Source organism: Rhodocytophaga rosea (genome assembly GCF_010119975.1).
Taxonomy (GTDB): Bacteria; Bacteroidota; Bacteroidia; order Cytophagales; family 172606-1; genus Rhodocytophaga; species Rhodocytophaga rosea.
The window spans coordinates 8945547-8966859 of record NZ_CP048222.1 but is presented as its reverse complement, the minus strand read 5'-3'; the positions used below and the strand labels follow the sequence as shown (position 1 = coordinate 8966859).

Sequence of the window (21313 nt, the reverse complement as noted above, 5' to 3'; positions counted from 1 at the left end):
AGACATTTCTGCTTTTATGAATTACCAAAATTCCCCTTTTGGAGTAACTTAGCTTCGATGGCTGTATATATAACGTACCAATCTAAAGCCACTTCTGAAAAATAAGCTGACTTACAATGCCCGCCTCAATACTGGTTATATTATGATAGGCGTATGTGCTTTCTTATTGCAAATGATTCGGTTTTTGCTTTTGGAACGCAAGTTCTACAATTTGGGTGACCCGTTTCTCTCTGGTCTCTTCTCGTTTGGCAAATTTAAGCCACTGCAAAATTGATTTTCTAACTGATTTACTCAGGCTCAGGAAAAAATCTTTTGAATTTGGTTTAGCTTTAAATTTCGCATCAAGGTCTTTGGGTATTACTAGGTCCTCAACTTCATCTAAAATAGTCCAAGAACCATTGAGTTTGGCTATTTCAATGCTTTTGTAACCTGCTTCGCTCATCAGGCCTCTTTCAATGAGTTGTCCAACTTTTCCTTTGTTGATTTTTGACCAGGTGCTGTTTGGTTTTCTTTTGCTGAAAAACTGCTGCGATGTTTCCTGATCTATCTTTATTTTTTTGCTATCTATCCACCCAAAGCATAGAGCTACATCTACGGCCTGGCTCCAAGTGATAGATTTTTTAGCTGACCTTTTATTATAATAAACAAGCCATACAGCTTGGCTGGATGCATGGTTTGTCTCTAACCATGCATCCAGCCAAGCTGTATGGCTTGAGGGATAAAATATTTCTACTCCTTTTTTCTGCATGTTATTTGACAACAGTAGCTTCAAGCTCCACGGTTAAAGTTGCAAAAAGTCCTTTTACTTCAAGTAAGGTAGTTGCTTGCTTAATTCCGTGCTGTTGAATGAAAGGTAGATAAACATCCATACAGGTAGTGAAAAATTCTTGTGTAGAGGTGGTGAATACATTCAATCTTACAATGTTTTTACACGCATAGCCTGATACGCTTATCAGGTGTTCTAAGTTTTGGATAGTTAAAATGAGTTGCGAACGCATCGTGTCATTACTCGGGATTCCATTAGCATCCAAGGCTACTTGCCCCGAACAGTAGAGTGTGCCACTTACGTTTTTTACTTCAACTGCTTGTACCGAATTTGTATTTTTACCCCAGGCCCAAGGGTCAAATGTTTGCTTTTTCATTTTTTATTGATTTAAAATTAACAATACAAAGATGGAGCAAGATGGTGACAGCCTTATGTCAGGGGTCAAAATCAATTAATGATATTTATCAAAATGTTCTTGTAAGGTCATTTTATGTTGTTCAAACTTGTCTGGAAGTATTTCCATTTTTGTAATTCTATCTAAGCGGAAAAATCTAAACTCGCTACGTGTTCGACACCAGGCAATCAGTAGCCAATTTTCTGTTGTGCTAATGATTGCAAATGGCTCAATAGTTCGGCATGATATTTCATTTTGTTGGTTTATGTAATTAATTTTTGTCAAAAAGAAGTTGGTCAACGCATATTGAAATTGCGAAATAGTATTGCTGTTTCTTTCTCTGCTAAGATTCTGCTCAAATTGGGTTCGGTCGGCAAGTAAATTGACTTGGTCCTTTTGCGATTGTCTTAGCACTGCTTTTATTTTGTCGATTGCCTCGCTATAATCTTTTATAAACGAAATGTCTTTGTTTTTTAATACCAACTGCTGGGCAAGGATTAAAGCATTTGCCTGACTTTGCGAAAACATAACAGGTGGAATATGGTAACCTTCTATTAATGTATAGCCTTTTCCTTCTTCTGTAATAATGGGAACACCTGATTGCTCTAATGCTCTTATATCTCGGTAAATGGTCCTTACACTAACATTAAATTTGTCTGCAAGTGTTGAGGCAGTGATCAGGCGTTTAGTTTGCAATTGAGTTAAAATTGCAGTCAGTCTGGAAAGTCGATTTGTGTCATTGTCGTTCATTTGTTGCCCAATAGGGAAGTTTGCACAATGGCTGGTGGTAGTATGCCTACTAGTATAGAGATAATTCTTGCTATACTCAAATATAAAGGATTGGTGCAAGATTATTTTAGAAGGCTCGATTCTTTACAAGTAGGGTATACTATAGGCTTTCTAAACTTCAGTATTGTTGCTTATGGCACTGAGACAGAAGAAAAGCCTTATCAGAGAAAGTTAAGAAAAACCAACTCTAATCGCAGGGACCTTATATAAACAGTGGCAACTCCCTGTCATAGACATCTGTAGTTAAAAATACACCCGTGGCTGTTGCACAACGTACAGAAGGATAAAATAAAGGGCAAGTTCTTGCCCAAGAGGGAGGACTTGAGCTTTGGCTCTTGGATGGTTAAAGCAAGTAATTAGCTTTTGCAGATTATAGGCACAAGCGGCCATAAGCATCATTTTGTGAGCGGCTTGTTTGCCTTTTGCATTGCTTCTTTTCATGCCATAATAGTTAAGTAAACTGCCAAAAACAGGTTCTACCGTGGCCATTCTGCGTCTTTTCATTCTCTTGCCTTCTTTGCTTTCTATGCGCTGCTGCATACGCTGATGATAGTGACGATAGACACTGAAAGTGAGGCTTTGTCGCCTTTTATTGCCACAACATTGCTTTTTAAAAGCACACACTCCACATTCTTTTACTCTGGCATGGTAGTAATGAGTGGCAAAGCCATTTTCCATTCTAATACCATGATAGTAGAGCAGTTTTTCATTGCGGCATACATAGGCATTCTTTATAGCATCATACCTAAATCCTTCTCTTCATTGACCCGATTCCGTGGTCAATTGGGATGATAACTACCAGGTAAAGAAATGAAGCCTTTAATATGGCGTGCCTCTAAAGAAGCATGGAGCCGATGCTCAGGCACGTAGCAGGTCCATTCTGGCCTGAGCCAAAGCCTCCATCGGCTAGTAAATATTGGATCGGTAGCCCGTAGTGATTTAGTGTATATGATAGCTTGTCTACAATAGGTAGTAGATGTTTAGAATCACGTTCATCGGCCAAATTTGCCTCTATATGCGTAATTACATGTTTATAGGAATCTACAGCCATGCTAGACAGATAATATAGGCGAGAGGGCTTACCAGGCTTTTGATTGATACGTGCATCATTGTCTGTCAGACTTTGATGAGTCGTGTTGTTTCTTCCTTTCTTTGTAGGCTTTGCTATTTTCTCCATAGCAGTGAAGGGAGGTTTTAACTCTGAAAGATCAGCAGTGTCAATTTGTTTAGCCTCTCCCTTGAGTAACTGCCATGCTAGTATAGCTTTTCGCTTAAAGGTATCTAATGAGGCATTTGCCTCAACAAAAGCAGCGTCTACTACCTGTGTATGCCCACTAACTATCCCTGCTTCTACACACTTAGAGAGTATCCTCTGAAAACAAGCTTCAAACACACTACTTGGTAATCGCTTCCGTGTACGGGATAAAGTACTGTGACGGACCTAAGATGAAATCTTATTTCAGGTCCAGGTAAACGCTCCCCAAGCCGATAATCTAGGAAATAAAGAATATCTAGTCGCATTTGACTCTTTTTGATAAGAGCCCGCTCGGAACACAAGTTTTCAAAATGGGCCACCAATTGTAACTTGAAAAATACGACTGGATCTATTGACTTTTGCCCACACTTGCCATAATAAGGGGCTACCGCTTTGTGTAAGAAGGTCAAGTCTAACAACGGCTTTAAACGTCGGTAGAAATTATTTTTTGGAACATAGTCCTCTATGGCCTGTGAAAGGCAATCCTTGATAAATTTTCTTTTGCCTACCATTCATGAATTTACACTTCATAAGCCAAAATTAAAAGTTAAGGATGTGCAACAGCCACACCCATTTGCTGAAACTTCATTACAGGGTTAAAAGAGAAACTAATTTTTTATTATTTTTTGTCAACTTAATAGTAGGAGATGACCAGTGTGGCAAACCTTTCTAAATAGGCTACATATAGTATTGGTAGTCTATATCTTCCTATATTGGCATATACGTGATCTTGCCGGCAATAAAAAGACTACTATATGAATCGAGACTTTTATTACTTTGGCCTCTTTTTTCTCGCACTCTACCTCATCGCTGCTTTATTCCAGAGCATTATTTTTTTTCAGATTGGATTCGAAATGCCCTACCTGCATTCTTTTGCCTACTGGTCACTTGTGTTGATAGGTACGGCATTGATTGGTTCCCTATTGATGCTAAGATATTTTTACCATCAAGCTTATAAATTTGCATTTATAACAGGAGCCATAACTGTTTTCGCAGGTTTTTGTCAAAATCCATGGGTGCACTTACTGTTAATGCTAAAACGAATACAGCCCTATTATGTCCCTGCAGGTATTTTTTAATTGGGTGCTGGTTTATTGTTTGCCATCAGCCTTGTAGTTTCCAAAGCAGGAAAAAATCCCTACTTAAAAACAATGGGGATTTTCAAATTAATCAATGTGGGATTCTCCCTCTATCTGATGATCCTGAGCTTGTATTCTCAATCACAACTGCCCGGTAGTACCATCATCCGATTAAGTCAATGGCTTACCCTCGCTAGTAGCCTGGAGGTTGCTCCCCTTATCTTGCTTTTTTATACCCAACTTAGGGAATCACAATCAACTGCTGACTCATCAAGTCCCTATAAATTTTCGGGGCTTCTAAGCGGGCTTGGACTAATAGCCTTTCTGATGCTGATAGTATTTGGCATCAAGTTAGAAACCCAAAGTTATTGGAGGACGCATATATCTGGGAGTACCAAAGCATTGGCCCAACCCTTTGAAAATAGAAGCTTCATAAATAGTCAAGGCGATACCTTACGGTATCGTCTGCTTAAACCACTCAATTATATTCCCGATAAGCAATATCCAATGGTCGTATGCCTGCACGGAGCGGGAGGCTGGGGTAGGGACAATTACAGGAATATTGAAGGAGATCTGTTTGCTAGGATGCTATCCAAACCGGAAAACAGAGAGAAATATCCTGCCTTTCTTTTTGTTCCTCAATGTCCACCTAACTATTCATGGGGAGGGTTTTCCAATTTACCTACCGTAGATACCTTGGTTTTTGAGACAATCACTACCCTCAAGAAGGAGTTTTCCATTGATGAAAACAGACTTTATGTAGCAGGCCATTCATTGGGCGGATATGGAACCTGGTCCTTCATTGGGAGACATCCCCATACGTTTGCTGCCGCCATACCTGTGGCCGGCGCAGGGGATGCTGCTCTTGCAGAAAACATGCAGGATGTGGCTATATGGGCTTTCCATGGAGCAAACGACATACATGTTCCGGTAAGCGGTTCTAGGCAGGTGATCGAATCTCTCCGAAAGGCAGGAGCAGATCCCCGCTATACGGAATCCCCGGATGGAGGGCATGGCTGGAAAATAGCAGAAGATACACCAGGGGTGCTGGATTGGCTCTTTACCCAGAAACGTGAGTAAAGATATTACCTATTAATCAGGTGATAAAGCATACAACTAGTGTTTTAGCAATTTAATTTTAGTTATTAATTTTGAGGATAAACTTTTTATTCTCATGGCACGGATCGCTACTAAAGTAAGTTTGTCAGAATCAGAAAAAACCGAACTGAGCTCAATTATAAAAAAAGGAACGCACAAGAGTCGCAAAATAACTCGTGCAAGAGCCTTATTATTAATGAATTCAGGTAAATCAAGGATTGAAGTTCAATCAGAATTAGGCATCGACAGTAACCATTATTATCGCATTAAAAAGCGATACTTTGCCGGAGGGCTATCTAATGCTTTGGAAGAACGCCCCAGAAGTGGTCAACCCCCTATCGTTACACAACGCTTGGAAGCACAGATTACCAGTATGGCTTGTAGTGAGTCGCCTGCCGGCTCTGCCCGTTGGACTTTATCCTTATTGAACCAAAAAATGGTTGAACTTAACTATGTTGAAACTATATCCAATGAATCCATCCGGCAAGTTTTAAAAAAAGCAGGCTTAAGCCTTGGTTAAAGCAAATGTGGTGCATTGGTATCATCAATGGCGAATATGTTGCCACTATGGAAGATGTTTTAGATTTGTACGCTCAACCTCAAGAGGAAGGGATTGTCCGTTTATGCTTTGATGAACGTCCTTGTCAACTTATTGACCATGTGTTGACACCCATTCCGGCTAAAGCTAATTGCACACAAAAACAACATCAGGAATACCTAAGAAATGGCGTTTGTAATGTGCTACTGGCTTACAATATGGATACCGGGCAACGGCATATAAAGGTTACCACCACAAAAACTAAAGCTGATTATAGCCACTTTATGCAGTGGGTGGTCAAAGAACATTATCCAACTGAAACTAAAATCAAACTTGTTCAGGATAATTATCAAACCCATTCCTATGGGGCATTTTATGAAAATTTACCCTTCGAAGAGGCCCGGCAACTCAAAAATAAGCTGGAATTCCATTTTACACCTAAACACGGCTCGTGGTTAAACATGGCAGAAATGGAATTTTCATCCCTTGCACGCCAGTGCTTAGACAGACGAATCGCAAATCAGGAAATACTTGAATCCGAGGCTCTTATTTGGCAAAAGAATCGAAATCTAAAAGCGGTAAAAGTCAACTGGTCGTTTACAACTGAGAAAGCTCGTGTAAAACTAAAAAACAGATACATAGAAATTAGCAAAATTAATACATGAAATTAAATTGCTAGAACACTAGTTTAAAATTGCAAAGCTGCTAATCGAGGTACTATCTTAGAAAGCTAGCTATTCAGTCGAAATATGTTAATAAGTGTGCTCTACCCAAAACCCAAATCATGATCAATAGTCTTCTATGTAGGATTATATAAATCTGCATCTTTAGATTTACCTCTTTATCTCAGGTTTTCTATTTTTCGGACAGCTACATAGAAAAAATAATAGTAGAGTTGATAGTGAAGTAGGATCGATTTGACAGTTAATGAAAAGGGGAAATTAACTTAACCTATCTTGAAACTCTGAATTGTTAATATTTTCTTCCATATAATTGTGTAAAAAGTAGGGGCCTGATAATATATAGTGTACCCCAAAAATGGGACAGATAGTTAAGATGGAAACTAATAACTTAACTATTTGAAAAATACAACTAATGGAAAACAAACGCAAGCGCTACTCAGCCGAGTTTAAGTTCAAAGTAGCTTTAGAGGCTGTTAAAGAAAGACAAACGATAAGTGAGCTGACAGCAAAGTTCGGAGTACATTCTACCCAAATAGGTCTTTGGAAAAAGCAACTTTTGCAAGAGGGGATGGAAGTCTTTAAAGAAGAAACCAAAGGGAAAAAAGAAAATCAGCAATCATTGTTAGACCGACTATACCAGCAGATTGGCCAGTTACAGGTAGAACTTGACTGGCTTAAAAAAAAATCAGGTGTGGGATAATTCTCAGAAACGATTGCTAATAGATCCGACCCATTCCGGTCTCAGTATCGCAAGGCAGTGTGAACTGCTGGGCTTACATCGTTCGGGATATTATTACCGACCTTGCGAAGAAAGTGAGGAAAACCTATTGCTAATGCGTCTGTTAGACGAACAGTACATGGACACTCCCTATTATGGCATTCGGCGAATGCAGTGGTTTCTAGGACAGAAAGGTTATCAGGTAAATCATAAGAGAGTTTCCAGATTGCTTAGGACAATGGGGTTAGAAGCAGTTTATCCTAAGCCAAACTTGAGTAAAGCAAATCCGACACATAAAATTTATCCCTACCTGTTGAGAGGAGTAAAAATAAAGCAAGTCAATCAGGTATGGAGTACAGATATCACTTATATCCCAATGGCCAAAGGATTCATGTATTTAGTAGCCGTCATGGATTGGTACTCTAGGTTTGTATTAGCCTGGCAGTTAAGCAACTCATTAGAAGTAGATTTTTGTCTGGATGCATTAGAAAGCTCTTTTCAATACGGAAAGCCACAGATTTTCAACTCAGATCAGGGATCGCAGTTTACAGCTACGGCTTTTACTGATAAGTTATCAACTAGAGACATTCGTATTTCTATGGATGGCAGAGGTAGAGCTTTAGATAATGTTTTTATTGAACGATTGTGGCGCAATGTTAAATATGAATACGTATATTTATGTGCTCCCATTAATGGAAAGGAACTTTGGTCGGGTATCGATCAATACTTTACCCGCTATAACTATCAGCGGCCACATCAGTCGTTAGATTACCTTACTCCTGCTCAGGTATATTTTCAGACCAACACAGGAAAAGTGCAAATATAGTGAGAAACTTATCCATCTTATTTCTCACCGATTGCTGTCCGAACATCAGGGTACACCTCAATAAGCCATTTGTTAACAGGGCGTATGTTACATTTTATTCTTTTTGCTCATTTGCTTATTTACTCATTCATTAAACCTATTGGATGCTGTACGAAAAACTTGAACCTTGTTTATCTTTTACATGAGTCATATTAGGTAGTTGGCATGGAGGGAATAAATTGATAAAATATTTTTACCAATTTGTCCAATATTGAGAATTGAATTGTCACTAGGGTGTAACAATTAAAATTTTACACAATGGAACAAAGAATTAGCATCCACGACAAAGGACAAAACGCGTTAAAAACCCTGTATGGCATTGGTGGCTATTTGAAAAAGTCACCAGTTGAAGTAAACCTTCTGGAGTTGGTTTATTTCAGGGTATCTCAAATCAATGGTTGTGCCTATTGCCTGGATATGCACTCAAAAGATTTACGTGCCAAAGGCGAAACTGAACAACGGTTGTATGGTTTGAGTGCCTGGCAGGAAGCTCCTTATTATACTGACCGTGAAAGAGCGGCACTAGCCTGGGCAGAAGCCTTGACTCATTGCGAGGTACCAGATGCGGTATACAATCAAACCAAAAAACAATTTTCCGATGAGGAATTAATTGATCTGACCCTAGCTATTACTACTATAAACACATGGAACCGCATGAACCTCGCCTTTGCTAACACGCCGGGAACATATAGGGTCGGTCAATTCGGTTAACATCGATCAATTTAAATCAAAAGCTACATGAACGATTTCTTATTAATTTTCCGTAGGGATTTTAAGGGTAAAGAAGCACAGCTTTCTCCCCAACAAATGCAGGATTCTATTAAAGAGTGGCAAAACTGGTTTGGCGGAATTGCCGCTCAAAACAAACTGGCCAGGCCTCTGCAACGCTGGGACATTGATGGCAAGGTGGTAAAATCAGATAAACATGTGATCAACGGGCCTTATGCTGAAATCAAGGAATCAATCGGAGGGCTCATTATCATAAAAGCGGCTGATTATGATGAAGCTGTAGAAATTGCCCAGGGCTGCCCTATATTAAAATTGGGTGGAAATGTAGAAGTAAGAAAAGCAGTTTCAGTTGAGGATCATCCCTGAGAAGTAAAAAAATGCCTTTGTAAACATACAAAGGCATTTTTATTGAAAATATGGAAGAAAGAGAATTGTTGCCACATTTATTCAGAACAGAGCACCGGAAAATAGTGTCGGTACTTTGTTATTTATTTGGCATTGAACATATTGAAATTGCCGAAGATATTGTAAGTGATACTTTTCTGGCTGCCACCGAGTTGTGGAGCATAAAGGGCGTACCCGAAAATCCGACCGCCTGGCTTTACACAGTGGCTAAGAATAAAACTAAAAACCATTTAAAGCGACATGCATTTTTTGAACAAAAGCTGTCAGCAGACATAAAATATAGTTCGCCCAAAGCAGCTGAACTTGAAATAGATCTGTCTACCAAAAATATTGCTGACAGCCAGCTGGCTATGATTTTTACAGTTTGTGATCCGTGTCTATCGAATGAATCTCAAATTGCCCTTGCCTTGAATTTGCTTTGTGGGTTTGGCATACAGGAAATTGCAGACGCTTTTTTAACCAATAAAGAAGTGATTTACAAAAGGCTAAAGCGGGCTAAAGATAAACTTAAAGAAGAAAACATAAAAATTGAACAGCCTACTCTCTCTCAGATCAACAACCGCTTAGAGATTGTTTTAACAACGTTATACTTATTATTTTCTGAAGGCTATTATTCTACGTCTCAAAATACGGTACTTCGCAAAGACCTTTGTGCAGAAGCTATACGGCTGACTTATCTGTTGAGAGATAACCCAACCACAAATACTCCGGCTGTAAACGCTTTATTGGCCTTAATGTGTTTTCATTCCTCACGCTTTGAAGCCAGAACAGACCAGAATGGTGAAATCATCTTATATGAGGAGCAGGATGAAACGCTTTGGAGTCAAGAACTGATTGAGCAAGGAACCTACTTTTTAAGGTGTGCTGCCACAGGGAATATACTGTCAAAATACCATCTGGAAGCAGGTATTGCCTATTGGCATACACAAAAGGAAGACAGCCTTGAAAAGTGGGATAGTATTTTGCAACTTTATAATCAGCTGTTGATTCTGGAATATTCGCCCATTGCGGCCTTAAACCGTACTTTTGCCCTAGCCAAAACGGGTGGAAAACAGCAAGCCATCCTGGAAGCGGAGAAACTAAACCTGTATGGCAACCATTTTTACTATTCTTTACTGGGTAATCTTTATACAGGCATTGATGATACCAAAGCATTAGAGCGTTTTGAAAGTGCTTACCAGCTAGCACATTCAAACGCAGACAAAGCAATCATTACTAAAAACATGGATAGGTTGAAGGCAAAGGAGAACAGTACTTAATCAGCCTCACTCTGCCTGTAACAGTTGCGAACCTAACAAGCTATTACTAACCATTGAGAGATAAATCTATAAATTAGAGAATCAAAACGTTTACAAAATAGAAGTTTTCAATTTCTCTAAGTACAAGCAAGGAAGATTTGACGGATAGCAATATTTCTCTATGTTTCTAGAATGCAAGCGATAAAGATAGAGAAATTACTGGAAGTAGCCCTGAAAGAGTTAGACGAACTATATAGTAGTACAAAACTACCGCATATGCGCACACGGGCACAGATGATTTTACTTTCAGCCGAACAAGGTTTGACAGCCCCTCAAATAGCTCAGATTGTACGGGAAGGTGAGCGAACCGTACAGCGATGGCTGAAGCGGTATCAGGCAGAAGGTATTGGGGAACTTTATGATGCTCCTAAAAGTGATAGTCCTGGCAAAGTGACAGAAGCTTACAAAATAGCACTCCTTAGCAGTGTGCGACGCAGACCAAGGACATTAGATTTGTCTTTTTCTCTGTGGACACTGGACAGATTAGTGGATTATATGGCAGAAAAAACCGGCATTCGTATCAGTGGTGAAGCCCTACGCCAACATTTGAAGGCTGGCGGTATCGTCTTATCCAGACCCCAACATAAGATTAGCAGTCCGGAAGTAGACTATGAAGAAAAAAAAGGAGATTGCGTACAAGAGAGAAAATTTAGAAATGGCGGCTGTATTTTACTATGCCGATGAATTTAATGTTACCTGGCATCCTACACTCAAAGCGATGTGGAGTCCGGTAGGCCAGCAAGTGATGATTCCCACGCCCGGTCAACCTAAGAAGCATTATGGCCTTGGCGCAGTAAATTATCATAGTGGTCAAACAGTGCTAAGAGTGGAAAAACGAAAGAAACGTGAACAAATAGCCAAGCTTTTGGAAGACTTATTGGAGAAGCATCCCCGACAAAGGGTGTATATAGCTTGGGACAATACCGACACACATAGTGGGGGTAAAGTAGAAGAAGTTCTGCGGGCTGCTGCCGGTCGGTTAGTGTTACTCTACCTACAGTCCCTGGCTGAATCCGATTGAAATGCTCTGGCGTCATTTCCGGCGGGAAGTCACGCACTGTGAGTGGTTTGTTTCGGTAACGGAATTAATGAAAGCAACGATTAACTTCTTTGAACGCTATAATGCTATGCCGGATAAAGTTTTATCTATTATTGGCGCTCAGCCGTCATAATATAATTGCTTGTACTTAGATTATAATCCAGAAAGTACAGGATGTCTAGCCTCAACTGACTCTTTTTGATAAGAGCCCGCTCGGAACACAGGTTTTCAAAATGGGCGATCAGTTATAGTTTGAAAAATACCACCGGATCTGCTGATTTCTGCCCACACTTACCATAATAAGGTTTGACTATATCATAAAGAAAGTTTAAATCTAACAACGGCTTTAAGCGCCGGTACAGATTATCCTTTGGAATATAGTCTTCTACTGCCTGTGAAAGGCAACTTTGGGTAATTTTTCGTTTGCCTACCATCCCTGAATTTACTATTCATAAGCCAAAATCAAAAGCAATAGTTGTGCAACAGCCAGACCGCTTTGGCTTTACTTATGCCTATCTAATATATTGGTAGGACCTCATGCTGAAACTCCCATCCAAAAGAATCTTGATTAGATAGTCACCCCCTCTCTGAAGAATCTTAAAGTTTTATCATAAGAACTCACATGAATCCCTCCATTTTCTTTATATTGAATTGGTTTACCATACCACATTGAGTTCGCTTCTATATCAGCCTGGGATATCTTTCAGGAATCGTTTGATTCTCATTCCAAGTATAATAGATGATTGCCGAATTGATTCTCCCTTCCACTGAAGGCTTGTTATTGAGGAATTTTATTCATGCCCTATTCAACTACCGCCGGTCATGCAGGCCAAGGAAAAAAGGAAAAAATTGATGCCTTGAACCAGGCAGCCTGGGACATTCGAGTAACCGACAGCAACCAGTCTTTCTTTCTCAGCCAGCAGGCGGTTGACCTGGCAACAGACATCCACTATCAACAAGGCCTGGCAGAAGGACTGCGTACGCTGGGATTCTGCCATATTCGGCGGGCAAACTACCAGCAAGCCCTGGTTATCTTGCAGGAGGCGCTCCAACTATTTATTCAACTCCATCACCTTGCCGGCCAGTCGGACATATATGAATACTTCGGCATTATTCAACGGAGCCTGGGAGAGTATGCGGCTTCATTGAATTTCCTGTTCAAAAGTTTAGATTTAAGGCAAAGCATCCCTTACCGGGAAGGAGAATCACTTGCTTACTACCATATGGGGGTAACCTACCGCTACCTGGGAGATTATAACAATGCCCTCAAGTATTTCCTGTTCGGCTTATCTATTGCCAGGGAAATTGGCGCCCTGATGCCAAAAGCTTACTTACTCAACAACATTGGTATCGTCTATTTTGAAACAGGAGATTATCGGGAAGCCCTTCAGTACTACCACCAGGGTCTATCCATCTGGCAAATCATCGGCGATCAGTGGGGACAGGCCGGCTGCCTGGACAACATCGGAACCATCTATTACCGGTTGGGCGATTATGGGCAGGCATTACAGTTTAGTTTCCAGGGATTACAACTTTCCAAAACCATCGGCGATCAAAAAGGACAAGGCAACACCCTGTTCAATCTGGGGAAGACTTATCTTAAATTGAGTGATAATACTAATTCGCTGGATTACTGCAACCAAAGCCTTCGAATCCGGGCAGGGATCGGCGATAAGAAAGGACAGGCAGAAGTATTGTTGTTTCTGGCTGATGGCTATGAGGAGGCAGCACATGGATTGCCTTTTCTGCACCAGGCCCTCCGGTTGGGCGAAGCAGTTCAGGCAAAAGACCTGATGTACAAAATCCACCTGGCCCTCTCTAAAGCTCTAAAGAAGGAAGGCAATTATCAGGAAGCCTTCTTTCACCTGGAGCAGTACAATATCCTGCTAAAAGAGGTGAACAATGAGGAAGTAAGCCAGCAAATCCATCATTTGCAAATCAGCCATCGGGTACAGCAGGTGAAAAATGAGGCCGAAAAGGCGGACCGGCTGAAAACCCGTTTCTTCACCAACATCTCCCATGAACTTCGCACGCCGCTAACACTGATTTTAGGTCCCTTGGAAAAGAAACTAGCAGGTCTTAAGGGTGATCACCCCGATTTCAAAGATCTCCATCTGATGCAATCAAATGCCCGGCGCTTGCTACAACTGATCAACCAATTGCTGGACTTTTCTAAACTGGAAGCCGGTTCGATGACCTTTCATCCGGTGGTGGGAGACATTCAAAAGCAGATCAAATTTATCACCTTTTCTTTTTCATCACTGGCCGAAAGTAAAAATATCGAGGTGCTTTTCCGCTCAGCCTATGGGCGTATTCTTGCCCGTTTCGATCCGGACGTACTGGATAAAATCCTGAGCAACCTGCTTTCTAATGCCTTCAAATTCACCCCGGAAAATGGCCAGGTGAGCGTATCGTTGACGTTGGCAGGTGAAGCGGATAGCCTGGAAGCTAATCCAGTACTCACAATCAGAGTGGAAGATACAGGCATCGGAATAGCCACCGACCAGCTCCCATACATTTTTGATCGGTTTTTCCAGGTAGATACCCTGCAAGAGTGGGGAGTAGGAACTGGCATTGGGCTGGCCTTGGTGAAGGAATTGGTGGAATTGCACCAAGGACACATCCAAGTGAAGAGTGAAATTGGTGTGGGTACTCAATTTACCGTACGTTTACCCTTGACCGATTGCCATGCTGAAGTCAGTAGCCCGGCAGAAAGGGGGGATGAACCCTTACACATTAATCACCCGAAACCAATGAGGGATGGTAAGTTACCGGCCACATACCAATCTATACAGAAAAAGTCCTTACCCCTGCTTTTGCTGGTGGAAGACAATATGGAAGTAAGAGAATTTCTGAGGGAGAGCTTCCAGGAAGGCTTTCGGGTGCTGGAGGCGTCAAACGGTGTAGAGGGATTGGACCTGGGCAGAGAACACATTCCTGACCTAATCATTACCGATCGGATGATGCCCCACATGGATGGGATTGAACTTTGCCTGCAACTGAAAACCGACGAACGTACCAGTCACATTCCGGTGATTATGCTCACGGCAAAGGCTTCTGAAGAGAGTAAACTGGCCGGTCTGGAAACCGGAGCCGACGATTACCTGGCCAAGCCCTTTAGCCTGCGAGAGTTGAAGGTACGCGTGAACAACCTGCTTAAGCAGCGAAAACAGTTGCGACAGCGGTTCAGCCGTCAAATGCAATTACAACCCCGAGACATTGCCATCACCTCCGCCGACGAAACGTTTCTCATCAAGGCCCTATCCATCATTGAAAAACATCTCTCCGACGATGCCTTTACGGTAGAGATCCTGGCGGAGAAAATTGCCTTGAGCCGGGTACAACTGCACCGCAAGTTGAAAGCCCTCACCGACCAGTCAGCCAACGAGTTTATCCGCACCATTCGTCTCAAGCGGGCGGCCTCTCTGCTGGAGCAGGGCTACGGCAATGTCTCGGAAGTAATGTATCAGGTAGGCTTTACCAATGTATCGTATTTTGCCGGCATTTTTCGCAAGATGTATGGCGTCAATCCAAGTGAGTACCCTGCCTCTCTCCTTGGTCGAACATAATACGCTTTTTGGCCGCAGGAATTGGCCAATGCCGATGCTTATTGACTCCCCCTTTCTCACTATCGGCGGTTGGGAAACACAGCCTTTACTACGCTCTGATGGGCTTGCAACCCAGGGAATACCCGGTTGACTCTCCCATCTTCTGAAGAAATGCCGGCTTGCAACAAGAACGTTTGCTTTTGAAACAACAGCATTCATTTCCTACAAAGCATTCCCCTACTTTTATCCTGTGACCAGTAAGCATCTGCAAGCCATTCACGGGCCATGCCGAAAACCCTTAACAGAGTAGGCCATTATCTTTATAATACTTAATTTTATGTACTATTTTGTAAAAGTTAAAAAAAGCCCTTTGATTTCTAATCAACAAGAGACTACAAAAAGTAAAGCTATGCAAGGTATCTTTTTCATCAGTGCATTCGCTTTATTAATGAGTCTATCTACAATTCTGTTAACTGGATGTTCTGCTTACGCACAAGCTCCCAATTATGATCCTGACAAAAAATTGTACCGAGAATGTGAACTTGTTGTGGCAGGTTTTACTAGCTGTAAAGAGTGCGAGGATAAGGAGATGACCCTAAATTGTAAGGATTATTATTGCGACGCAACTGGCAAGTGTGAATTAGTACCAGTACTACCGTATAACAAGCCCAGACAGCTTGTTAAGCCCCTTCCCAAAACTATCGGAAAGGCTCAATCAAGACCGTCTCTCAAACCAGTCGAAGGGCAGCAGCTATCGGCATTCAGCACACCGCCAGCCACCGCAGCGAACCGATAAGTTGATTGGGGCAGGAAATACCGGCTTCCCTCCTCAATGCTTACTGTCCTCAACCCGATCGTTTACCAACCCATTGTTACTTCCCGCTCGCCAAAGGAGCATTTTCCGAAAGAAAATCTCCATGATGCCTGGAATCATCCTATCCCAGACAACACTTAACCTGGAGTTGGGGAAGCGTTTGGCTCAACGGCATCGATATTGCCCTTGCACCTCCTTAATGGGTTTGCAGCCAAGTGATGCTCGGTTGGCTCTCCAGTATTCTGAAGAAAATGCAGGCTTGCAACAAGAACGTTTGTCTTTGAAACAACAGCGTTCAGTCCCTCAAAGCCGCTCACTTATCTTTACTGACGCTGCCAGCTGCCATTCGGAATGCAATACCGACTGTACAGGTTCGATTTCTTTTCACCCTTAACTCACTTTTAGCCATGACAACCACCTCTACCTCCCTTGACAATCCACCCGTGCTGGATTCCCGGCATACTTCTAGCCCATGTTTCACGAATCCCTTCTCTATTGTCCGGCAATGGGTGCTGGTTGCCTTCATGCTGTGCCTATTCGCCGTCTCGGTATTCGCGCAGGCATCACCTGACCGGGAATGGGACTATCGTTTTGGGGGTACCCTCAGAGAAGCATCGCCTATTTCAATAAAAACGGCTGATGGCGGTTATCTTCTGGCTGGTACTTCTGATTCAGGCAGTGGAGGGGACAAGACCGATGGCAGCCGGGGTGGCAGCGATTACTGGGTAGTGAAAATATCCGGCAACGGTACCAAGCAGTGGGACAAACGTTTTGGAGGGAGCAATAATGAATATCTCTCAGTTGTCATTGCTGCCAGTGATGGGGGTTACCTCCTCGGCGGTATTTCCAGTTCCGGTAGTGGTGGGGATAAGTCCAGTGCCAACATCGGTTCTGAAGACTTCTGGATTGTGAAGATTGATGCGAATGGTGCCAAACTATGGGACCGAACCTATGGCAGCAGCCGATCAGATTTGCTTACTTCCATCATCCCGACCAGTGACCTGGGCTACGTGCTTGGGGGCACTGCAGACAGGGGTACTGGTCGGCAATATGATTACTCCATCATCAAAATTACATCCAGCGGGCAGCAGCAGTGGACAACCTCTTTTGGAGGCAGCGACAGTGATGAACTTAAAGCCTTGGTGCCGGCCAGCGATGGCGGGTATCTGCTGGCTGGATTCTCCAGGTCTGATATGAGCAGCGATAAGAGTCAAAATAACCGGGGTAATGGGGATTATTGGGTAGTGAAAATCAATAGCAGCGGCACTAAGCAGTGGGACCGAAGTTTTGGAGGAGATCAGCTTGATTTTCTTACTTCGGTAGTCCGGACGGGGGATGGCGGCTATCTGCTGGCTGGTTATTCCTCCTCTGGAATGAGTGGAGATAAAAGTACATCCAATCTGGGTGCCAACGACTTCTGGCTGGTAAAAATAAACAGTTCAGGCAGCAAACAGTGGGATAAACGCTATGGCGGCAATCTCCCGGATGTGCTTATGAAGATAATCCAAACAACAGATGGCGGCTATCTGCTGGCTGGTTATTCCTCCTCCGGAATCGGTGGTGACAAAACAGAAGCCAGCCGGGGTGGATTCGATTACTGGATGGTGAAGATCAACGAGAGTGGCGCCAAACAGTGGGATAAAGGTTTTGGTGGAAGCGGATCAGACGTTGCCAGCTCGGTAACACAGGCCACGGATGGAGGCTATCTGCTGGCGGGTTATTCCGATTCCCCGGTAAGCGGCGAAAAGACACAAAGCAGCCGGGGCAACTTTGACTATTGGTTAATGAAAACCTATCCGCCGGATGCCAGCATCGTGTGGAACAAACGTTTTGGTGGTGATAGGGACGATGCATTGAGAGAGGCCCTTCAAACCACCGACGGAGGCTACCTGCTGGCTGGTCAATCCGAATCAGGTCTCAGCGGTGACCGCACGCAAGACAGCCGGGGCAATGCGGATTACTGGGTGGTAAAGATCAACAGCAGCGGTATTAAGCAATGGGACAAACGTTTTGGAGGCAGCGGATATGAATACCTGGAATCAGCTATCCAGACCACAGACGGGGGCTACCTGCTGGCTGGTTATTCTTACTCCGGTTTAGAGGTTAGCAGTGATAAGAGCGAAGCCAGCCGGGGCGACAGTGATTACTGGGTAGTGAAAATAAACAGCAGTGGCACCAAGCAATGGGATAAACGCTTTGGGGGCAGTGGCAGAGAGGTCCTTAACTCTGCTATTCAAACCACGGACGGGGGATATTTGCTGGCCGGTTCATCCAGTTCCGGGGTCAGTGGCGATAAGACGCAGGACAGTCGGGGAGGAAGTGACTATTGGTTGGTGAAAATCAGTAGCAGTGGAGCAAAGCAGTGGGACAAACGTTTTGGGGGCAGTGGCTTAGAAACTGCTTACGCCGTCCTTCAAAGTGCAGATGGCGGCTACTTGCTGGCCGGTTCATCCAGTTCCGGGATCAGTGGCGATAAGACGCAAGACAGCCGGGGAGGAAATGATTTCTGGGTAGTGAAAATCAATAGCAGTGGCACCAAGCAGTGGGACAAACGTTTTGGGGGCAGTGGTTCAGAACAGTTGTTCAGTGCACTTGCAACAGGTAATGGTGAATACCTATTGGCCGGTAGTTCTGCTTCCGGCATCGGTGGCGACAAGAGCCAGGCTAGTCAGGGCGGACAGGATTACTGGGTAGTGAGAATCAGCAACAATGGCACTAAGCAATGGGACAAACGTTTCGGGGGAAGTGGCGATGATCAGGCTACCTCAGTAGCTATTCTTAGAAATGGGGACTATGCGTTGGGCGGTATTTCAAACTCCGGGGTGAGCGGCAACCGGACTCGTCCCAGCCGGGGCGGGAAGGATTATTGGATGGTCAGATTCACGATACATCTGCCGGGAAATTTTATGAGCGTGAGCGACAAGCGATTTGGGGGTAGTGCAGATGATTACTTAAGAACAGTAGTACCTACCAATGATGGGGGTTACCTACTGGCTGGCTTATCTTTATCTGGAATTGGGGGAGATAAAAGCGAAACAAACCGGGGTATTGCCGATTACTGGGTGCTCAAGTCGGTGGCCGAACCCGGCCCAGTGGTAATGGAAAATACGGCCCGCATCCAGGAAAATGCCGACCTTATCTCCCAGGAAGATCCCTCGCTTTCCCTGCAAGCATCTCCCAATCCCTTTACCGAAGGTGTCACCCTGCGTTTTCGCCTTCAAGAAAGTCAGTCGGTTAGCTTGCAACTATATGACCTGCAGGGAGGAGTGGTTGCCACCCTCTACGAAGGCGAAGCCGTGGCAGAGGAGGAGTACGTTTTTCAACTGGTGGCCGCTCAATTGCCGACGGGTTTGTACGTAGCTCGACTAAAGACGAATAAGGGGGTAAGTCAGGTTAAGCTTTTGCTACAGCGATGAACTTCGGCAGTCTGATCGGATGGAATCAGTAATCGATCGGACCACTCAAACTTAAAAGCATGAAGCAATCGCACCATTCTCAAAATGGGGTGGTTAAATTAATTACACTTCTTGATTACTGTAGAGTACAATGTGGTTCCTGCTTCAGTAGCTAATTTGGGAGTAGTAGAATTAGAAGCAGAAATAACCACTTAGGTTTTAAAGTAGGAGTTGACATTGGTGAGAGCAAACACAGATCTGAATAGATGCACCTTAATCTAAACACTCGGTTACTCGAAATGGGATGATTTTTAACTTTGAAATATGATCTAAAACCTATTCATAACTTTTCATTTACCTACAAATTTACTATCATTAAGTATTTCATTGATCATCCACTTTGTATAGGGAAGAGTCTCTCTGCAAAGTATGATCTAATCACCTGATATGACTCCCTTGATGAAAGCACAAACTTACACTCTATCCCGCAGGAAATTTTTATCTACCCTCACCACGGCTGCCATTACCTCTCCTCTGCTTCTTGATTCTACGGCAAGTGTTGCCGCACAAAACAGAAAACTCAATCATGCCTGCATCGGCGTGGGAGGAATGGGTTGGCACGACCTACAACAATTCAAGCAGCATTCCAATGTGGAGATTGTAGCCATTTGTGATGTGGATGCTACCCACTTAAAAAAGGCGGCCGAGGTTCTTCCTAATGCACGTACCTATACGGATTGGCGTGAATTGCTTCAAAAAGAAGGAAAAAGAATTGACTCTGTAAACGTAACTGTACCGGATCATAATCACTTTGCCATCGCTTACCGGGCCATTGGAGAGGGAAAGCACGTGTATTGCCAAAAGCCTATGTGTCATGATGTGGCTGAAGTTCGAGCCCTGACTCAGGCAGCCGTCAAGGCCGGAGTGATTACTCAACTAGGAACACAGATTGCCTCAGGCAAGGGGGACCGAACCGCCGTTCAATGGATTAAAGGGGGAGCCATAGGGAAAGTCAAGCATGCCTATCTTTGCTCCAACCGTCCGGCTGCTATCGAGAACTATCGGCTGGTAGGACCTCGTCCGGCTGGGGGACAAACCCCACCTGCTCATCTGAACTGGGATCTATGGATTGGCACAGCTCCCATGCGCCCCTATAGCCCTGAGATTTATCATCCGGTCAAGTGGCGGGCATGGCAAGACTTTGGAACAGGATGGTCTGGCGATATTGGCTGTCATATATTTGATGCTGTCTGGAAAGGCCTTGGCTTGAAAGCACCTAAAACAGTGGTAGCCCAGGTGCAGCAAGCCTGGCAGGATTCCCCAGAACGCAGAGGGGATACCTGGCCGCAAGGAGACCATATCACTTGGGTGTTTCCAGGGAATGAACTTACAGAAGCCACCGAATTGACTCTGGAATGGTTTGATGGGGCGTTTTACCCGCCCCAACAGATACAAGAGCTCTTTTCAGGCAAAGAATACCCGGCCGAATCTGCCATGCTGATAGGCACAGAAGGAGCCCTGCTCATCCCACATGGAGGTATGCCGGTACTGTTACCGGAGAATAAATTCAAGGATTACAAACTTGCGGAGCTTTCAGAGCGCAATCATTATCATCACTTTGTAGAGGCCTGTTTGGGCGGGGAGAAAACCGAATCACACTTTGCCCAATCCGGACCGATGACAGAAGCTATTCTGTTAGGAACAGTGGCGCTCAGAGTACCGGGCAAAGTTTTAGAATGGGATAGTGATAAAATGAAATTTCCAAATGATGCCCAAGCTAATCAATACCTCAATCGTAGTTACCGCAAAGGATGGCAGGTAGGCAGATTTTAAATCAGATTATGTGCTAACCTGAATCAACCCCAATTTTAGAAAATGGCATTTATATAACTTCCAAAGA

21 protein-coding genes are annotated in these 21313 nt (G+C 43.4%); 15 read left to right on the top strand and 6 right to left on the bottom strand.

What is annotated here, in order from left to right; all coding sequences use genetic code 11:
* Nucleotides 1–163: 163 nt before the first annotated feature.
* From GXP67_RS36765 to GXP67_RS38485, 6 genes are all read right to left on the bottom strand, one after another.
* Nucleotides 164–748, bottom strand: coding sequence for a YdeI/OmpD-associated family protein (locus tag GXP67_RS36765; RefSeq protein ID WP_162447732.1), 585 nt, complete (start codon nucleotides 746–748; stop codon nucleotides 164–166).
* Between the two features lies 1 nt (nucleotide 749).
* Entirely contained in the window at nucleotides 750–1142 is a 393-nt protein-coding gene (locus tag GXP67_RS36760) for a RidA family protein (RefSeq protein WP_162447731.1), read from the bottom strand.
* Between the two features lie 75 nt (nucleotides 1143–1217).
* A complete protein-coding gene (locus tag GXP67_RS36755) occupies nucleotides 1218–1910 on the bottom strand; it encodes a helix-turn-helix transcriptional regulator (protein WP_162447730.1) in 693 nt (230 codons plus the stop codon).
* Between the two features lie 282 nt (nucleotides 1911–2192).
* Nucleotides 2193–2627 (bottom strand): transposase, encoded by a 435-nt coding sequence (locus GXP67_RS36750; RefSeq protein ID WP_162447729.1) that lies wholly within the window; start codon nucleotides 2625–2627, stop codon nucleotides 2193–2195.
* 157 nt (nucleotides 2628–2784) lie between these two features.
* Entirely contained in the window at nucleotides 2785–3342 is a 558-nt protein-coding gene (locus GXP67_RS36745; RefSeq protein ID WP_162441320.1) for a hypothetical protein, read from the bottom strand.
* Nucleotides 3300–3716 carry a transposase gene (locus GXP67_RS38485; RefSeq protein WP_162441319.1) on the bottom strand — a complete coding sequence of 139 codons (417 nt, stop codon included), beginning with the start codon at nucleotides 3714–3716 and terminating at the stop codon, nucleotides 3300–3302. Before GXP67_RS38485 ends, GXP67_RS36745 begins: the two co-directional genes overlap by 43 nt.
* A gap of 639 nt (nucleotides 3717–4355) precedes the next feature.
* On the opposite strand from GXP67_RS38485, the gene GXP67_RS36735 reads away from it, so the two are divergent.
* The 15 genes from GXP67_RS36735 (at nucleotide 4356) to GXP67_RS36670 (ending at nucleotide 21246) form a co-directional block, all read left to right on the top strand.
* Nucleotides 4356–5363, top strand: a complete 1008-nt coding sequence (locus GXP67_RS36735) for a carboxylesterase family protein (protein ID WP_162447728.1) — start codon at nucleotides 4356–4358, stop codon at nucleotides 5361–5363.
* A 94-nt stretch (nucleotides 5364–5457) separates the two neighbouring features.
* Nucleotides 5458–5901 carry a helix-turn-helix domain-containing protein gene (locus GXP67_RS36730; protein ID WP_162443629.1) on the top strand — a complete coding sequence of 148 codons (444 nt, stop codon included), beginning with the start codon at nucleotides 5458–5460 and terminating at the stop codon, nucleotides 5899–5901.
* 5 nt (nucleotides 5902–5906) lie between these two features.
* The gene (locus GXP67_RS36725; protein WP_162447727.1) at nucleotides 5907–6584 is read left to right on the top strand and encodes an IS630 family transposase; all 678 of its coding nucleotides are present in this window, start codon (nucleotides 5907–5909) and stop codon (nucleotides 6582–6584) included.
* A gap of 430 nt (nucleotides 6585–7014) precedes the next feature.
* Nucleotides 7015–8146 (top strand): IS3 family transposase gene (locus GXP67_RS36720; protein ID WP_232064550.1). Its coding sequence is split into 2 segments (ribosomal slippage): nucleotides 7015–7289 and nucleotides 7288–8146, totalling 1134 coding nucleotides; the frame shifts between segments, so codons are not numbered across the junction.
* A gap of 297 nt (nucleotides 8147–8443) precedes the next feature.
* Nucleotides 8444–8896: a carboxymuconolactone decarboxylase family protein gene (locus GXP67_RS36715; protein WP_162447726.1), complete on the top strand. Its 453-nt coding sequence runs from the start codon at nucleotides 8444–8446 to the stop codon at nucleotides 8894–8896.
* A 27-nt stretch (nucleotides 8897–8923) separates the two neighbouring features.
* Complete coding sequence (locus GXP67_RS36710) at nucleotides 8924–9280, top strand: YciI family protein (RefSeq protein WP_162447725.1); 357 nt, start codon at nucleotides 8924–8926, stop codon at nucleotides 9278–9280.
* A gap of 50 nt (nucleotides 9281–9330) precedes the next feature.
* Complete coding sequence (locus GXP67_RS36705; RefSeq protein ID WP_162447724.1) at nucleotides 9331–10578, top strand: RNA polymerase sigma factor; 1248 nt, start codon at nucleotides 9331–9333, stop codon at nucleotides 10576–10578.
* A gap of 171 nt (nucleotides 10579–10749) precedes the next feature.
* Complete coding sequence (locus tag GXP67_RS36700; protein ID WP_162447723.1) at nucleotides 10750–11301, top strand: helix-turn-helix domain-containing protein; 552 nt, start codon at nucleotides 10750–10752, stop codon at nucleotides 11299–11301.
* Complete coding sequence (locus tag GXP67_RS36695) at nucleotides 11228–11638, top strand: transposase (RefSeq protein WP_162447722.1); 411 nt, start codon at nucleotides 11228–11230, stop codon at nucleotides 11636–11638. The genes GXP67_RS36700 and GXP67_RS36695 overlap by 74 nt, the downstream gene beginning before the upstream one ends.
* Nucleotide 11639: 1 nt before the next feature.
* Nucleotides 11640–11789 (top strand): hypothetical protein, encoded by a 150-nt coding sequence (locus tag GXP67_RS36690; RefSeq protein ID WP_162447721.1) that lies wholly within the window; start codon nucleotides 11640–11642, stop codon nucleotides 11787–11789.
* Nucleotides 11790–12453: 664 nt separating this feature from the next.
* Nucleotides 12454–15225 (top strand): tetratricopeptide repeat protein, encoded by a 2772-nt coding sequence (locus GXP67_RS36685; RefSeq protein WP_162447720.1) that lies wholly within the window; start codon nucleotides 12454–12456, stop codon nucleotides 15223–15225.
* Nucleotides 15226–15541: 316 nt separating this feature from the next.
* Nucleotides 15542–16000, top strand: coding sequence for a hypothetical protein (locus tag GXP67_RS36680; RefSeq protein ID WP_162447719.1), 459 nt, complete (start codon nucleotides 15542–15544; stop codon nucleotides 15998–16000).
* A gap of 36 nt (nucleotides 16001–16036) precedes the next feature.
* Complete coding sequence (locus GXP67_RS37945; RefSeq protein ID WP_262890474.1) at nucleotides 16037–16159, top strand: hypothetical protein; 123 nt, start codon at nucleotides 16037–16039, stop codon at nucleotides 16157–16159.
* Between the two features lie 266 nt (nucleotides 16160–16425).
* Nucleotides 16426–19434: a T9SS type A sorting domain-containing protein gene (locus tag GXP67_RS36675; protein ID WP_162447718.1), complete on the top strand. Its 3009-nt coding sequence runs from the start codon at nucleotides 16426–16428 to the stop codon at nucleotides 19432–19434.
* Nucleotides 19435–19860: 426 nt separating this feature from the next.
* Complete coding sequence (locus GXP67_RS36670) at nucleotides 19861–21246, top strand: Gfo/Idh/MocA family protein (protein ID WP_232064826.1); 1386 nt, start codon at nucleotides 19861–19863, stop codon at nucleotides 21244–21246.
* Nucleotides 21247–21313: the final 67 nt, after the last annotated feature.

What these genes read in the sequence shown, in the direction of transcription:
- GXP67_RS36765 (WP_162447732.1), bottom strand. Translation starts at nt 748, where the DNA reads ATGCAGAAAAAAGGAGTAGAAATATTTTATCCCTCAAGCCATACAGCT.
- GXP67_RS36760 (WP_162447731.1), bottom strand. Translation starts at nt 1,142, where the DNA reads ATGAAAAAGCAAACATTTGACCCTTGGGCCTGGGGTAAAAATACAAAT.
- GXP67_RS36755 (WP_162447730.1), bottom strand. Translation starts at nt 1,910, where the DNA reads ATGAACGACAATGACACAAATCGACTTTCCAGACTGACTGCAATTTTA.
- GXP67_RS36750 (WP_162447729.1), bottom strand. Translation starts at nt 2,627, where the DNA reads ATGGAAAATGGCTTTGCCACTCATTACTACCATGCCAGAGTAAAAGAA.
- GXP67_RS38485 (WP_162441319.1), bottom strand. Translation starts at nt 3,716, where the DNA reads ATGGTAGGCAAAAGAAAATTTATCAAGGATTGCCTTTCACAGGCCATA.
- GXP67_RS36735 (WP_162447728.1), top strand. Translation starts at nt 4,356, where the DNA reads ATGGGGATTTTCAAATTAATCAATGTGGGATTCTCCCTCTATCTGATG.
- GXP67_RS36730 (WP_162443629.1), top strand. Translation starts at nt 5,458, where the DNA reads ATGGCACGGATCGCTACTAAAGTAAGTTTGTCAGAATCAGAAAAAACC.
- GXP67_RS36725 (WP_162447727.1), top strand. Translation starts at nt 5,907, where the DNA reads ATGTGGTGCATTGGTATCATCAATGGCGAATATGTTGCCACTATGGAA.
- GXP67_RS36715 (WP_162447726.1), top strand. Translation starts at nt 8,444, where the DNA reads ATGGAACAAAGAATTAGCATCCACGACAAAGGACAAAACGCGTTAAAA.
- GXP67_RS36710 (WP_162447725.1), top strand. Translation starts at nt 8,924, where the DNA reads ATGAACGATTTCTTATTAATTTTCCGTAGGGATTTTAAGGGTAAAGAA.
- GXP67_RS36705 (WP_162447724.1), top strand. Translation starts at nt 9,331, where the DNA reads ATGGAAGAAAGAGAATTGTTGCCACATTTATTCAGAACAGAGCACCGG.
- GXP67_RS36700 (WP_162447723.1), top strand. Translation starts at nt 10,750, where the DNA reads ATGCAAGCGATAAAGATAGAGAAATTACTGGAAGTAGCCCTGAAAGAG.
- GXP67_RS36695 (WP_162447722.1), top strand. Translation starts at nt 11,228, where the DNA reads ATGAAGAAAAAAAAGGAGATTGCGTACAAGAGAGAAAATTTAGAAATG.
- GXP67_RS36690 (WP_162447721.1), top strand. Translation starts at nt 11,640, where the DNA reads ATGCTCTGGCGTCATTTCCGGCGGGAAGTCACGCACTGTGAGTGGTTT.
- GXP67_RS36685 (WP_162447720.1), top strand. Translation starts at nt 12,454, where the DNA reads ATGCCCTATTCAACTACCGCCGGTCATGCAGGCCAAGGAAAAAAGGAA.
- GXP67_RS36680 (WP_162447719.1), top strand. Translation starts at nt 15,542, where the DNA reads ATGTACTATTTTGTAAAAGTTAAAAAAAGCCCTTTGATTTCTAATCAA.
- GXP67_RS37945 (WP_262890474.1), top strand. Translation starts at nt 16,037, where the DNA reads ATGCTTACTGTCCTCAACCCGATCGTTTACCAACCCATTGTTACTTCC.
- GXP67_RS36675 (WP_162447718.1), top strand. Translation starts at nt 16,426, where the DNA reads ATGACAACCACCTCTACCTCCCTTGACAATCCACCCGTGCTGGATTCC.
- GXP67_RS36670 (WP_232064826.1), top strand. Translation starts at nt 19,861, where the DNA reads ATGACTCCCTTGATGAAAGCACAAACTTACACTCTATCCCGCAGGAAA.